The sequence below is a fragment of the Gracilibacillus saliphilus genome, assembly GCF_010994085.1.
GTDB lineage: Bacteria > Bacillota > Bacilli > Bacillales > Amphibacillaceae > Gracilibacillus > Gracilibacillus lacisalsi.
Window position 1 is genome coordinate 128865 of record NZ_WJEB01000001.1, and the last position, 15023, is coordinate 143887.

At 36.8% G+C, this 15023-nt stretch carries 12 protein-coding genes and 1 pseudogene; 11 read left to right on the plus strand and 2 right to left on the minus strand.

Annotation, left to right across the window (positions count from 1 at the left end):
* Positions 1-69: 69 nt before the first annotated feature.
* The 5 genes from GHT08_RS00480 (at position 70) to GHT08_RS00500 (ending at position 6528) form a co-directional block, all read left to right on the plus strand.
* Entirely contained in the window at positions 70-1365 is a 1296-nt protein-coding gene (locus GHT08_RS00480; protein WP_163578934.1) for an ABC transporter substrate-binding protein, read from the plus strand.
* Between the two features lie 72 nt (positions 1366-1437).
* Positions 1438-2301: a carbohydrate ABC transporter permease gene (locus tag GHT08_RS00485; RefSeq protein ID WP_163578935.1), complete on the plus strand. Its 864-nt coding sequence runs from the start codon at positions 1438-1440 to the stop codon at positions 2299-2301.
* Complete coding sequence (locus GHT08_RS00490) at positions 2298-3122, plus strand: carbohydrate ABC transporter permease (RefSeq protein ID WP_163578936.1); 825 nt, start codon at positions 2298-2300, stop codon at positions 3120-3122. Before GHT08_RS00485 ends, GHT08_RS00490 begins: the two co-directional genes overlap by 4 nt.
* A gap of 21 nt (positions 3123-3143) precedes the next feature.
* Positions 3144-5408 carry an alpha-xylosidase gene (gene yicI / locus GHT08_RS00495; RefSeq protein WP_163578937.1) on the plus strand — a complete coding sequence of 755 codons (2265 nt, stop codon included), beginning with the start codon at positions 3144-3146 and terminating at the stop codon, positions 5406-5408.
* A gap of 100 nt (positions 5409-5508) precedes the next feature.
* Positions 5509-6528 (plus strand): Gfo/Idh/MocA family protein, encoded by a 1020-nt coding sequence (locus GHT08_RS00500; RefSeq protein ID WP_163578938.1) that lies wholly within the window; start codon positions 5509-5511, stop codon positions 6526-6528.
* Positions 6529-6743: 215 nt separating this feature from the next.
* Here GHT08_RS00500 and GHT08_RS00505 read toward each other — a convergent pair whose 3' ends face one another.
* Positions 6744-7406 carry a YesL family protein gene (locus tag GHT08_RS00505; RefSeq protein ID WP_163578939.1) on the minus strand — a complete coding sequence of 221 codons (663 nt, stop codon included), beginning with the start codon at positions 7404-7406 and terminating at the stop codon, positions 6744-6746.
* A 418-nt stretch (positions 7407-7824) separates the two neighbouring features.
* Between GHT08_RS00505 and GHT08_RS00510 the strand changes: the two genes are divergently transcribed.
* From GHT08_RS00510 to GHT08_RS00530, 5 genes and pseudogenes are all read left to right on the plus strand, one after another.
* Positions 7825-9474, plus strand: coding sequence for an extracellular solute-binding protein (locus GHT08_RS00510; protein ID WP_163578940.1), 1650 nt, complete (start codon positions 7825-7827; stop codon positions 9472-9474).
* A 95-nt stretch (positions 9475-9569) separates the two neighbouring features.
* The gene (locus tag GHT08_RS00515; RefSeq protein WP_163580060.1) at positions 9570-10484 is read left to right on the plus strand and encodes an ABC transporter permease; all 915 of its coding nucleotides are present in this window, start codon (positions 9570-9572) and stop codon (positions 10482-10484) included.
* Positions 10485-10495: 11 nt separating this feature from the next.
* A complete protein-coding gene (locus GHT08_RS00520) occupies positions 10496-11374 on the plus strand; it encodes a carbohydrate ABC transporter permease (protein ID WP_163578941.1) in 879 nt (292 codons plus the stop codon).
* Between the two features lie 64 nt (positions 11375-11438).
* Positions 11439-12593, plus strand: a complete 1155-nt coding sequence (locus tag GHT08_RS00525; RefSeq protein ID WP_163578942.1) for a Gfo/Idh/MocA family protein — start codon at positions 11439-11441, stop codon at positions 12591-12593.
* Between the two features lie 111 nt (positions 12594-12704).
* A pseudogene (locus GHT08_RS00530) lies at positions 12705-13620 on the plus strand (IS1595 family transposase).
* Between the two features lie 32 nt (positions 13621-13652).
* Here GHT08_RS00530 and GHT08_RS00535 read toward each other — a convergent pair.
* Positions 13653-14225, minus strand: a complete 573-nt coding sequence (locus tag GHT08_RS00535; RefSeq protein ID WP_163578943.1) for a DUF6434 domain-containing protein — start codon at positions 14223-14225, stop codon at positions 13653-13655.
* A 271-nt stretch (positions 14226-14496) separates the two neighbouring features.
* Between GHT08_RS00535 and GHT08_RS00540 the strand changes: the two genes are divergently transcribed.
* Positions 14497-15018 carry a D-lyxose/D-mannose family sugar isomerase gene (locus GHT08_RS00540; RefSeq protein WP_163578944.1) on the plus strand — a complete coding sequence of 174 codons (522 nt, stop codon included), beginning with the start codon at positions 14497-14499 and terminating at the stop codon, positions 15016-15018.
* The last annotated feature ends 5 nt before the right edge of the window (positions 15019-15023 follow it).

Sequence of the window (15023 nt, forward strand, 5' to 3'; positions counted from 1 at the left end):
TAGGAGGGTGAAAGTTGTAACAGGTATCAATTCTATCAACTATTGATATCAAATCTAAGGAGGTCAATGATGAAATTCAGATTAGTTTTTATTTCGTTCATAATGTTAGCTTCTATGAGTTTAATCGTTGCGTGTAGTTCAAATGAAAGCGGTGACAACGAAGGGTCATCAAGTCAAGGAGATGAAGTAGTAGTTGATCTATTTAATATAAAAGTAGAAACAACGGATCAGCTAAATAACTTAATCGATATTTACGAGAGTGAAAATGAAAATGTAAAAATTAATGTAACAACAGTTGGTGGTGGACAAGATGCTCCATCGGCATTACAAGCTAAGTTTTCTTCTGGTGAAGCACCATCGATCTTTTTATTAGGTGGTCTGTCGGATGTCGAAAAATATAGTGAATATTTGTTAGATGTATCAGATATGGAGAGTGCTAAAACAGCAATTGACGGAACTTTAGATGGTGCTTCTATGGATGGTACACCATATGGCATTCCTTTAAATATTGAAGGATATGGTTGGATGATTAACAAAGATATTTTTGAAAGAGCAGGGGTAGATCCGTCAACTATTAATAGTTATGACAAATTTGTTGAAGCAGTAGAAACCATCGATTCTCAAAAAGAAGAATTAGGGATAGATTCGGTATTTGCCTTTAGTGCAAAAGAAGATTGGGTCGTCAGTCAATTCTCAAGCCATTTTACAGCTCCGGAATTTGGTAATGATGTCAAGACAGCTTTCGAATCAGATGAACTAAACTTTGAGTATGGTGAACGTATGAAAGAATATACGGATTTATTTAACCAGTATAACTATCAACCTATTTTATCGTTAGACTACAGTACTTCTGTAGAAGAATTATTTGCAAATGATAAAGCTGCGATTATTCACCAAGGTAACTGGATTGTTCCAACATTAAATAGTATGGACGAAAGTTTCGCGCAAGAAAAACTAGGAATTCTCCCTCTCTTTGTTTCTTCAGATACTGAAGGCAAAATTGTTGCCGGTCCGTCATGGTATTGGGGTATTAATAAAGACCATGATGAAGAAGTAGTAGAAGAGTCTAAGAAATTTATTGATTGGATGTATACTTCTGACAAAGGAAAAGAATTAATTGTCGAAGATTTTAAGTATGTTCCTTCTCATGAAGGGTATGATACAGATTCCATTTCAGATCCAGTATCTGCGGAAGTATATCAGTATTTATTAGATGGTAAAGGGAAAATTTGGGCAAATAACCAGTATCCTGATGGCTTTTTCTCTGAAGCATTACATCCAGAGTTTCAAAAATATATAGGCGAAAAACAAAGTTGGGAAGAATTTGAGGACGCAACTAGCAATGCATTTTCAGAAATGCGTTAAAGTTCCCCAAGAAAGATGGAGCAAAAACTTATTTTTGCTCCATCATACACACGGTTTAAAGGAGTGGGAAGATTGAATTTTAAAAACCGCACATACTGGTTGTTCTTATTACCAACTCTGCTAGCCTTATTACTCGTGTTAATCATACCTTTCTTTCAAGGTGTTTATTATTCTTTCACGGAATACGATGGCTTTAAAGTAACGTCATTTGTTGGTTTTGATAATTATATCAAGCTATTTTCAGATGATCAGTTTCTTTATAGCTTAGGATTTACTGCAGCTTTTTCAGCTGCTTCTGTGATCGGAATTAATGTATTAGGATTATCTTTTGCTTTATTAGTTACACAAAAATTAGGGAAAGCAAGTACATTATTTCGAACGATTTATTTTATGCCGAACTTAATTGGTGGGATTATTTTAGGTTTTATCTGGCAATTCGTCTTTTTAAAAGCTTTTACAGGAATTGCAGATGTGACAGGTATCGAGTTTTTTAGAGGTTGGCTTTCTGACACAGAAACGGGCTTTTGGGGATTGGTAATCCTTTTTGTATGGCAAATGAGTGGTTATATCATGGTTATTTATATATCCTTTTTGAATAATGTTCCAAAAGAACTGCTAGAAGCAGCAACTATAGATGGAGCAAATAAATGGCAAAGTTTTTGGAAGGTTAAGTTTCCACTTATTATTCCTGCGTTTACGGTAAGTTTATTTTTAACGTTATCAAATGCTTTTAAAGTATATGACCAAAATATGGCCTTAACAAATGGAGGACCATTTGGATCAACAGAGATGGCTACCATGAATATTTATGATACGGCATTTAAAGTGCAAGATATGGGATATGCTCAGTCAAAAGCGATTGTCTTTTTAATCATCATCACTTTAATATCTGTTATCCAACTTTATATTACTCGTAAAAAGGAGACAGAACTATGAGAAACAAAGAACGTACACATAAGTATACGATGATGTTTATAGGTGCTGTTGTCTCTTTATTGTGGATATATCCTTTCTATCTAGTATTCATTAATTCGATCAAGACAAAATCAGATATTTTCGAAAGTACTTTAGGACTTCCAGGAACACCTACATTGGAAAACTATCCAACAGCTTTTGCCGAATTAGATTTCCTGTTGACGTTTTTTAATTCCGTTGTAGTAACGGGTGGAAGTATCTTGATCATTGTCATTTGTACTTCGATGGCAGCGTATGCATTATCTCGCAAACCAGGAAATACTAGTTCAGCTATTTACTTTTTGTTTGCTATTTGTATGCTGATTCCTTTTCAGTCTATTATGATTCCTTTAGTTTCGCTATTTGGTGCAGTAGATTTATTAAATCGAACTGGTTTAGCCATTATGTATCTAGGGTTAGGGTCTAGTCTAGCAGTTTTCTTATACGTAGGTGCAATGAAAGGGATTCCGAAAGCATTAGATGAAGCGGCGATTATTGATGGTTGTAATAGATTTCAAGTTTATTGGTACATCATGTTGCCCATGTTAAAGTCAACGACGGTAACGGTTATTGTTCTGAATGCGATCTGGTTCTGGAATGATTACTTACTTCCATCACTTGTGATCAACAAAGAAGGCATGTACACCATCCCGTTGAAAACATTTTATTTCTTTGGTGAATATTCCACACAATGGCATCTTGCCTTAGCAGCTTTAGTTATTGCGATGATTCCGATTATTGTTTTATATATGTTCCTACAAAGATATATTATTGATGGTATTTCTGAAGGCGCAGTTAAATAATTTAATACAGGAGGGAAAAATATGAAGTTTACAGACGGTAATTGGTTAGTAAGAGAGGGGTATGAAATACATTTTCCAAAATTAATTCATGAGGTGGAAGAGATAGATGGTTCGGTAACCTTATATGCACCATGTAAATATCTCAATCATCGTGGGGACACTTTAGATGGACCATTGTTAACGATTAAAATTTCATCCCCCGTTGATGAAGTGATTCGTGTTGAAACATGGCATTTTAAAGGTGGCAAAGCGAAATATCCGCACTTTGCTATTAGTGACCAACAAAATTCGATAGTGTTAGAAGAGAATGAAGAGTTTGTTTCTTTCACGAGTGGAACTCTTCGCTTACAAATATCCAAACAAAATTTTGCATTATCATTTGAAAATGCTAATGGTAGATTAACAGATGCTGATGGAAAAGGACTTGCATGGATTAATGGGCCGGCAAATAAAACATATATGCGTGGTCAATTACGCCTTGGAGTAGGAGAACATCTTTATGGTTTAGGTGAACGTTTTACGCCATTTGTAAAAAACGGTCAATCAATTGATATCTGGAACAAAGATGGTGGCACAAGCTCTGAACAATCATATAAAAATATTCCTTTTTATTTAAGTAGTAAAGGATATGGTGTTTTTGTCAATCACCCTGAAGAAGTGAGCTATGAGTTAGGCTCTGAAACGGTATCTCGCGCTCAGTTTAGTGTTGAAGGAGAATATCTAGATTATTACTTTATTAATGGTCCTTCACCAAAAGAAGTAGTCAGTCGTTATACAGAATTAACAGGAAAACCTGCTTTGCCTCCTGCATGGTCATTTGGATTATGGTTATCCACTTCTTTTACGACAGACTATAATGAGGAAACGGTTAATCATTTTGTTGATGGCATGGCAGAACGTGGTATCCCACTAAGTGTCTTTCATTTTGACTGTTTTTGGATGAAAGAATTCGAGTGGAGTAACTTTATTTGGGATCGTCGTAATTTCCCAGATCCAGAAGGCATGTTAAAGCGACTGAAAGACAAAGGACTGAAAATTTGTGTTTGGATCAATCCATATATTGCACAGAAGTCAGTACTTTTTGATGAAGGAATGGAAAAAGGTTATTTATTAAAGAAACCAAACGGTGATGTATGGCAATGGGATTTATGGCAAGCAGGTATGGGAATTGTGGATTTTACGAACCCAGATGCATGCAAATGGTTCCAAGACAAGCTAAAGGAATTATTGGATATGGGGGTAGATTCCTTCAAAACAGACTTTGGTGAACGAATCCCGACGGATGTCGTGTACCATGATGGATCAGATCCGCAGAAAATGCACAACTACTATGCTTATCTATACAACAAAGTAGTGTTTGATTTACTGAAAGATGAAAAAGGTGAAGAGGAAGCTGTTGTATTTGCACGGTCAGCAACTACAGGAGGACAACAATTCCCGGTACACTGGGGTGGTGACTGTGACTCGACATACGATGCGATGGCCGAAAGTTTACGTGGCGGTCTATCATTAACTACTTCAGGCTTTGGTTACTGGAGTCATGATATCGGTGGTTTTGAAAATACTGCCACTCCGGATGTATTCAAACGGTGGACAGCATTCGGTTTACTTTCAAGCCATAGCCGTTTTCATGGTAGCTCTTCCTATCGTGTACCATGGAATTTTGATGACGAAGCTGTAGATGTTGCGCGTCACTTTACTAAGTTAAAAAATAGTTTAATGCCTTACCTTTATGGGCAAGCAGTGGAAAACAGTCAAACAGGCGTCCCTGTTATGCGTTCGATGTTGTTAGAATTCCCAGATGATCCACTATGTGAAACATTAGATCGCCAATATATGCTTGGTGATTCCATACTTGTAGCACCAATCTTCAATGAGGAAGGAATCGGCTCTTACTACTTGCCTGAAGGTAGATGGACACACCTTTTAACTGGAGAAGTAGTGAATGGCGGTACATGGTCAAAAGAACATTACGATTACTTTAGCCTGCCGCTTTTTGTAAAGTCAAATACCATTTTACCGGTAGGAACAAGTGAAGAAAATCCTGTCTACGACTATACCGATGGTGTAACCTTTAAAATCTATCAACTATCAAACAAACAAAAAGCGGAACGAATACTGGTTAACGCAAAAGGAGAAGAGATCGGGGCAATTGTAGCAGAACGAAATGCTAATAAGATTCAAGTACAGACAACCGGTGTCGAGCAAGCCTATCATATTGAAATTGTCGGCCATAAGAAAGTATCCGTAAACGCTGGAAAACAAAACGTTACAATTGAAATATAATGCAGAGTATTCGCGAGATATCTACACTTGTCTCGCGAATACTAAATTCTAGTATTCTCTGAATGAATCCGTTATCATGGAGTGGTGAAGGGGTGAGTTTATGTCTGCAAAACATCACATTATAGTTGCAGGATGTGGAGGTATGGCAAATGTTTGGTTGGACTACGTGGAACAACGTGAAAATGCCTCAATTGTCGGGTTGGTCGATCTCAATAAGGAAGTAGCTCAGAATAAGGCTGATCAACGAAACTTACACGTACCTATTTTTACAGATCTAGCAACAGCCATAAAAGAAACAGGAGCCAATCTCGTCTTCGATGTGACCATTCCAGCTGCACATAAACAAGTTGTTACAACAGCACTTGAAGCTGGCTGTCATGTATTCGGTGAAAAACCGATGGCGGAATCTTTAAACGATGCTTTGGAAGTGAAAAAAATAGCAGAACGGACAGGCAAAACATATAGTGTCATGCAAAATCGACGATATCTCAAAGAAATAAGATCCCTTCGTCATTTCTTGGAAAGAGATGGATTAGGGAAAGTTCATACAGTAAACGTTGATTTCTACTTAGGTCCTCATTTCGGCGGATTTCGTGAGCAAATGGATCATCCGTTAATTGTCGATATGGCAATACATACGTTTGATCAGGCGAGATATATTTCATATAGCAATGCTGTCTCCGTCTATTGTCATGAGTTCAATCCAACGGGTTCATGGTATAACGGTAATGCTTCTGCTATTTGTATCTTTGAAATGGCAGATGGGTCTGTTTGTACATTCCGTGGGTCCTGGGCAGCAGAAGGATTTCGCACATCATGGAACGGGGATTGGCGAATTATCGGAACGAAAGGGACAGCTAAATGGGACGGCTTTGATCATCTTACAACCGAAATCGTCAAGAAGCCAGATGACACAGCTTTTTTAAAAGAAACGGAACAAAGCACGATACCAAATAGTTGGACAGGAAAAGAAGAACATGCTGGCTGTTTAGATGAAATGTTTTCTGCTTTGGAAGAAAATCGTCAAGCAGAAACAGCTTGTCATGATAACATTCATAGTATGAAAATGGTATTTGCAGCAATAGAAAGTGCAGAAAAGGGTGAGAAAGTTTACTTGTAGTAGTGCTTTAACTGGATTCATTTTAAACGAAGGTAAAGACTAGTTAGATGTCTTTGCCTTCGTTTTTTTAATAAGTAAGGAAAATATAAAATTTACGCAGATGTCTAGCTCCGAGCGCCCAAAAACTAGGCGACTTCACGAATCGCCCTACGATAAGTCATCATCGGTTCGCTTTTCTCAGTGATTCCTTTATCTCAGTTGATTAGCTCCAGCCGTTACGTTTTTAAGCGGGCGCTCTGCGATTTTCTTATTGGTCGATTTATACTCTTTTTTTGTAATTTTTTAAATGCTAATAATGCCAGGTGCATAGTAATAAGACTGGAGAGACACATAGGGAAAAATGGCAAAATCCCCGGTATACGTTCTGTCAATAATCCGATCAGCAAAGTAGTAACAAACATGGTAACCGTAAGAAATGGATTAGAGACTCCTGTTAATAGTGCGATTTTATAATAATTAAATGTATTGTGTTCAAAATGCACCAACACTGGAAAGATATAAAACAATAATATTAAAAAAATAAGTGTCAATGTTGCAAAAATAAAGAGCATTAGATAATATACAGACGGAGGAACTAAAAACAAATATTGATAATTAATATATAACATATAGGCAAGAAGTGCTATTGGCCATAACAAAAGGTTTGCTTGGACGAAGTGTATTTTATAGGCTCGCCAAAACGTTTTAAAAACAGAAATGTCACTGTTGCCTTTCAACCATTGTCTAGTTATTGTAAACATCGATGCAGTAGCTGGCGCAACGCCGAATAATAAAAGACCGAATACAGTAAATAAAATCCACAGAATATTGACATACGCAATTCTTGTTATCCATTCCATCGCTGTATAAAGTTTTGTAATCAACCCATTTTGATTCATTGTATTCACCTCTACATTAGGTTTTTGCTTAGCATTTTGACAATTGTCCAGAAAAAACATTGTACATTTAATAAAAACGCGTTATAATTAAATAAATTAATCGTTCACTAGTATACTAGTTATATCAGGTTGTTTCCTTTATCATATCAAATAATGCATAGAGGGGCAATACATTCTATTACCTAAACTACCATACTAGTATTTCTTGTGTGCTATACATAGCAGATTAATAGTCGGAAGTAGGAATGTTATCGCTTATTTTAGTACCAATACTTAGTCCAAATAAAAAAGTATTGGCATATCCGGTGAAAGGGGTGATGAATCTCCAGTAAATACCCGAAAAATGAAAGCGTTATATCGGATCTTGAGGTAGGGTTAATTAGCTACACTTTATTAAATTTCTCGGGAGGGGCAGCAAATGCAAAAAAAATTATTCAGTGCATTGTTTGTATTCATTACCATTATTTTATTGGTAGGTTGTATGGAAAGTAGTGACAGCAGTAACGACTCTGAAGAAGATGGTTTAACAACTATCACGACGGTACGTACACAGGATGATGGTACCGTTTACAAGGATGGTGAAGATGTTAACGACAATGTTGTAACAAGATGGGCAGAAGAGGAATTAGACATTAACTTTGAATACTTATGGACACGTCCAAATGATGAACAGTATAATCAACAAATTCGTTTAATGATGTCATCCAATGAGCCTTTACCAGATGTATTTCAAGTAACAGATACGCAATTAATAGCTGACTTGGTTGAGTCTGGAAAGGTTCAACCGATTGGAGAAGTGATTGATGAGCATGCTCCAGATCGCTTAAAAGATATTTTTAATGAGTTTTCTGATGCATTTAACCAGGCTACTATTGATGGCGAAAGATACGGGCTTCCAAGATTCTCTGGTGGTAACGGTACCGAATCATTAATGTGGGTACGTCAGGATTGGTTAGATAATCTTGGTCTTGAGGCACCGGAAACATTAGAAGAATTAGAAGCAGTTATGGATGCTTTTGTAAATGAAGACCCAGATGGTAATGGTGAAGATGATACCTTTGGTTTGTTACTGTCTGCTGGTGAAGTCGGCTTTGGTAGAACGAATATTGGTGATACTAGCCCAGTATTCGGTATGTATGGTGACTATGTTCCCGGACTCTGGTCAGAGGATGAAAACGGAGATCTTGTTTATGGTTCTATTCAAGAAAGTATGAAAGATGGCTTAGTTAAGATGAAAGAATGGATGGGCGAAGGATATATTTCTCAGGAACTGGCAATCGCTCCAGCTGACCAAGCACAAGAGATCTTCGTATCCGGCAAAGCTGGTTTAGCATTTGGCCCACCGTGGGCTTGGGATTGGCCGTTTGGGGAAACAAAAACGAATGACCCAGATGCCGTTATCAAGCCTTATCAACTACCTAGTGGTCCAGACGGTGAAATGGGCCGTAAAGGTGAATCTTTATTAACAGGATCATTTTTGTTTAGTTCAGAATTTGATGACTGGGATAAATTTTTTGAATATTGGGATGAGACATATGGATATATTTTAAATGATTCTGAGTACTTTGAAGATGGATTATTCGAAGGTTACGACTATATTATGGTTGATGGTGAGCCTGTCTACGATGCAAACGTAATCGAAGAAGAAACTGGTGAGGAAAAAATCGACCCGGGTCGTTATTTCTTGCCGACAAACGTTCCAACTTTCCCATATAAAATGTATGGCTTATTACAGGAGTTCCATGAAAACCCTGACAAAGAGCCATCTGGTGCGTATGAAACAGACTTAGCACAAAGAGATCCTGAATATATTGAAGCAGCAGCTATTATCAATCGGTCCAATGACATCCGTATAGAGAACAAATTTACAGGTGCACCTACAGAAACGATGGCTGACCAATGGTCTAACCTTGAGCAACTCGAATTAGAAATTTTTGCTGATATTGTCATGGGTAACGTGGAGGTCGATGCGTTCGATGATTTTGTTGAAGAATGGAAAGAACGTGGTGGAGATCAAATTACTGAAGAAGTAAATGAATGGTATGATCAAGTCCAAAGTGCGGAATAATTAGTGAAGCATCAGGTGTGAATTAAATACTTATCTTTATTTAATTCACACCTTCCTTCATTTATACAGATGATAAAGGAGGATATGAGATGGAGATGGAGGTTAAGAAAAAACAAAAGTGGAACATAAGGCGTAATTGGCCTTTACATATATTAATATTACCAGCCGTTATTGTAGCACTATTTTTCCAATATGCCCCGATGGGTGGTTTGATCATGGCATTTCAGGATTACAAACCATGGTTAGGCTTTTTTCAATCTGAATGGATTGGATTTGAACATTTTCATACCATCATGCAAACAGATCATGCACGTCGAGTCATATTAAATACATTAATTATTTCGGTGTTAAAATTGATCTTCGGATTAATTGTACCGATCGCGATTGCATTATTGTTAAATGAAGTGTACCACAATGTTTTCAAGAGAACGGTACAAACGGTTATTTATTTACCGTATTTTCTTTCATGGGTAATTCTCGGTGGTATATTACTAGATTTACTATCTCCGGAAGGAGGTTTATTTAATCAGTTTATTGGGATTTTTGGTATAGAGCCAATCTTTTTCCTGGGAGATAATACTTGGTTTGTACCTACAGTAATTATAACGGATTTATGGAAAGAAACAGGCTTTAACACGATCGTCTTCTTAGCAGCCATAACAGCAGTAAATCCTAATTTATATGAAGCAGCACATATAGATGGTGCGAATCGATGGAAACAAACGTTATATATTACATTACCAGCAATGATGCCAATTATTATTGTTGTTGGGACATTATCTCTTGGAAATATATTAAATGCAGGTTTTGATCAGATTTTTAACCTGTACAATCCGCTGGTTTATAAAACAGGAGATATCATTGATACGTACGTTTATCGACGAGCTTTAATTGATGGTGACTTCAGTTTCGGTACAGCGGTTGGTTTATTTAAATCTGTCATCAGCTTCTTCCTGATCGTCTTAGGTTATCGACTTGCTTATAAATATGCAAACTGGAGAATTTTCTAGGAGGTAATATCATGATATATAAAACTAAAGGCTATAGAATTTTCACCGCCTTCAACTATGTTTTTTTAGCATTCCTTGCATTTATTTGTGTCTTGCCACTCATTCATATATTAGCAGTTTCATTAAGTGGCAGTGCAGCAGCTTCTGGTAACATGGTATCGTTATGGCCAGTTGATTTTACATGGGATGCTTATGACAAAACGATGGGTAACGATAATTTTATCAGATCATTACTAATTGCTATACAGCGAACCGTCCTAGGTACGATTATTTCCATGGGGTTATTATTATGTGCCGCTTATGGCCTATCCAAGTATGATGAAGAGTTTAAAGGACGTAAATGGTATATGTGGTTTTTCGTATTTACGATGTTATTCAACGGTGGTATTGTACCAACCTATATTATTGTAACAGGCTTAGGCTTGGGGGATACAATTTGGTCATTAGTGTTACCAACAGCGATCAATGCATTTAACTTAATTCTTCTATTAAACTTTTTTCGTACATCCGTACCAAAGTCGTTGGAAGAATCCGCATTTATTGATGGTGCAGGCCACTTTACGATATTCTTAAAGATATACTTACCGATTTCTATTCCGGCGATTGCAACCGTTTCCTTGTTTACAATGGTATTTCACTGGAATCAATGGTTTGACGGATTGATTTATATGACTAATGAACGAAATTATCCACTTCAAACCTTCTTACAGTCCATCGTCGTTAAGAAAGACTTAAGTAATGTGACGGATGCTCAGGAATTGAAGAACATGTCTCAACGTACAGTAGAGTCAGCGCAAATTTTTATTTCAGCATTACCTATGTTAATTGTCTACCCGTTTATCCAGAAATATTTTGTGAAGGGTATCGTTTTAGGAGCGGAAAAAGAATGATTAATATTTTTAGGCAACCTTACTATATGGAAGTTATTAATTTTTAATAGATAGGAGAGGTTTCATGTTAAAAGTAGCGATCATTGGTACAGGAGCAATATGTCCATCTCATGTAAAGAGTTATCTACAATTTCCTAGTAAGTGTAAGATTGTTGCATTATGTGATATTTATCCAGAAAAAGCGGAAAAAATAAGACAAGACTTCAACCTAGATGCGAATGTATTTGACAATTATCAGGATCTAATTGACAAGGAAGAGGTCGATCTAATCTCTATTTGTACACCACCATATACTCATGCAGATATTGCGATAAACAGTTTGGACGCTGGAAAACATGTACTGGTTGAGAAACCGATGGCATCATCCCTAGAAGAATGTGATGCAATGGTTGAAGCCGGCAAACGGAATAACAAAATTCTATCGGTTGTCGCTCAAAATCGATTTACTACGCCGATGATGAAATTGAAGCATGTACTCGAAACAGAATTAATGGGTCCCATTCTCCATACACAAGTTGATTCTTTCTGGTGGAGAGGACATAGCTATTATGATTTATGGTGGCGAGGTACTTGGGAAAAAGAAGGCGGGGGCTGTACATTAAATCATGCCGTACATCATATTGATATTTTCCAATGGATGCGAGGCATGCCATCCGAAATAACGGCAGTAACAAGTAATACGGCTCATGACAATGCTGAAGTAGAGGACATTTCTATTGCAATTGGTCGTTATCAGGATGGGAGCTTAGCGCAAATCACTAGCTCTGTTGTTCATCACGGAGAAGAGCAGCAGTTGATCTTCCAAGGTAAGAAAGCACGTGTCTCCGTACCATGGAAGGTAAAGGCGTCAACTTCGAAGGAAAATGGCTTTCCGAATGATGATCCCGAACTCGAGCAGTTATTGACGGAAGCATTTAACAGTCAGCCAGATTTAGAGTATGAAGGACATCCAGGCCAGATCGAAAATGTACTTGATGCGATTATAGAAAACAAACCGGTATTGGTTGATGGCATACAAGGACGTCAAACTTTAGAATTGATTACAGCAATCTATGAATCTGCCAACTACCAGCGAACAGTGACATTACCATTAACGAAAGAGAGTCCTTTTTACACGAGAGAAGGTATTTTACAAAATGCGAAAAACTTCTATGAAAAAGGAGCATCCGTAGAGAATTTCTCAGATACGGAAATTACAACTGGTGGTAAGTACGAATAGAAAATTGGAATAAACAATAATAGCCCTTTGGACACATCCAAGGGCTGTTTTTTTATAGATGGTTGCTTTCTTGACCTTCCTATTAAAAGGTTTATTTAATGGGGGTTAAGGATGTGGAAAGATGTATATGAGGAGTTCAGCAAATTAACAAATTCAGAGCAGATGGCGTTATTTAATGCGATGAAAAAAGACCTGTTTCCAGAAGAACCAGATAAAATCACAAAATTACTCAAAAACATTCGTGAAGCCCGCTTCGTTTCTGGTTTGGGGTATGTTCATTGTGGAAGCACTTCTGTCAACCGGAACGGTAAATATCGTTCAAGACAACGCTATCTATGTAATGATTGTGGGAAATCTTTCAATGATATGACCAATACTCCGCTCTCCGACTCACGGTATCCTGAAGAATGGGTGAAGAAATATATTAAATTAATGGTAGAAGGCTACAAGCTGCCGAAAATCGCTAAACATCTTCAAATACACATTTCCACTGCATTTTATTGGGGGATAAAAAATCTTGAACGCATTAGGTGGTCTCGGATTTAATCAACTTCAAGGTATCGTTGAGAGTGACGAAACCTTTTTTCGTGAGTCTTTAAAAGGTTGCGAAGTCGTCGATAGAAAACCAAAGAACCGTGGCGAAAAAGACAAGAAAAGAGGGATTTCTAACTCTAAAATTGCCGTTATGGTAGCACAAGACCGCAACGGCAATCTAATCGCACGAAAAGCAGGAACTGGTCATTATGTACAGATACAGCAACGAACTACAAGAAGTTTGCTAAACTCAAAGAATTGATACACAAAACGGTTAATGAACGCCAATAACAACGTGTAAAGAAGGGCATGTATCACATTCAGCACGTAAATAACTCTCATAGCCGTTTAAAGGGGGGATGGAGCGTTTCCAGGGTGTGCAACTAAATACTTAAACAACTACCTCTATTGGTTCCGTTGGTTTGAAATAGGCAATGAAATAACATTTGATGAACGTGTCAAACAAATGCTTGTTTCTGCTTGTCGAAAGTAAAATCACATCACAGTAGAAATGTTGAAAAGTGCTTAACTATTATTAGACATATATTTATTGCTTCCAGGAAGTTTCTTGGTTTCATTCCAGGCTTTAATTGCTTCTTCTCGACTTTTTCCTTGATTTTTCGGGTCAGCAAAAAAGTCATGAATGAATTGATTGTATTCAAATTGAGGTGCAATGTTTTTCTTATACGAAGGGTCTTTTTTCCGTTCCTCTTCCTCATACCAAGCGTCTACAACATCACGATACGTTTTTCCAATATTGTTTTTAAAATAATTTTGGATATAGGTGGAAAAATGAAATTTCGGGATAACTGTCTTAAAAAACGCTCTAACATTTTGACTACAACGATGGTTTTCCGTAATAACTGTATCAAGACTTAAATCGACTTGTGGCTCTGACTTCCTATTTACTTTTGATTTTCTGATAGGTTTTTTTATCTCTCCTGTCCGAAGAAATATTTCAATCCTATCGGAAATCTCTATTTTTGAACCAGAAGCACTTATTCCATTTTCTCTGCAAAAAGATTGTAATTCTTCCTTTAACCAATAAAAATCTTTAAAAATCGCTACACTAATATCTTTCGTAAGATTAGGTCTCATAAATTATACCTCCATATTTACTTATTTTTATTATAGAACAAATGTTCCTTTTTTGGCAAAAATAACAACAATCAAGAATAACAAAGTTTGCGAAAACAGCCTTTTTTTATTTAGTTTTAACGACTATATTGGCTTAGAAACCTTAATGTGCTAACATTTGAATAAATAGTTTTGAAAGCGTTTTGATAACTGTTGTTTTAAGCAATTGTATTTCATTAAATAGAATAATAGGTGTGTACAACATCATATAAATGAATGGGTGGTGATACAAATGAATCGAAAAGAAGCTCAACGAAAAACTATTGAAACTTTAACAAAGGCAGGGTTATTTTTAACGGAAGTAGAAAAGCAACGAGTGGAAATTGCTGATTTTGGTCTAAATCGATTAGAGCAAGAAGGCTTACAGTTAATTACATATGAAAATAATTCCCACTATTGTGCTAAAGAACTTGTCTTGTTCCCAAATCAAACATGCCCTGAGCATAAGCATCCCCCGATTGGTCAAACAGAAGGGAAGCAAGAAACATTTCGCTGTCGGGCAGGTAAAGTTTATTTATATGTAGAAGGAGAACCGACGGAACCGATCCAAGCAACAATTCCGAAAGAAAGTGAAGCATATTATACCGTATTTCACGAGATTGAATTGAACCCAGGTGAACAATATACAATTCCACCGAATACGTTGCATTGGTTCCAAGCAACAGACCAAGGTGCAATTGTTTCCGAATTTTCTACTACTAGTCGAGATGAGTATGATATCTTTACTAATCCTGGAGTTAATCGAATATCTTAATATAA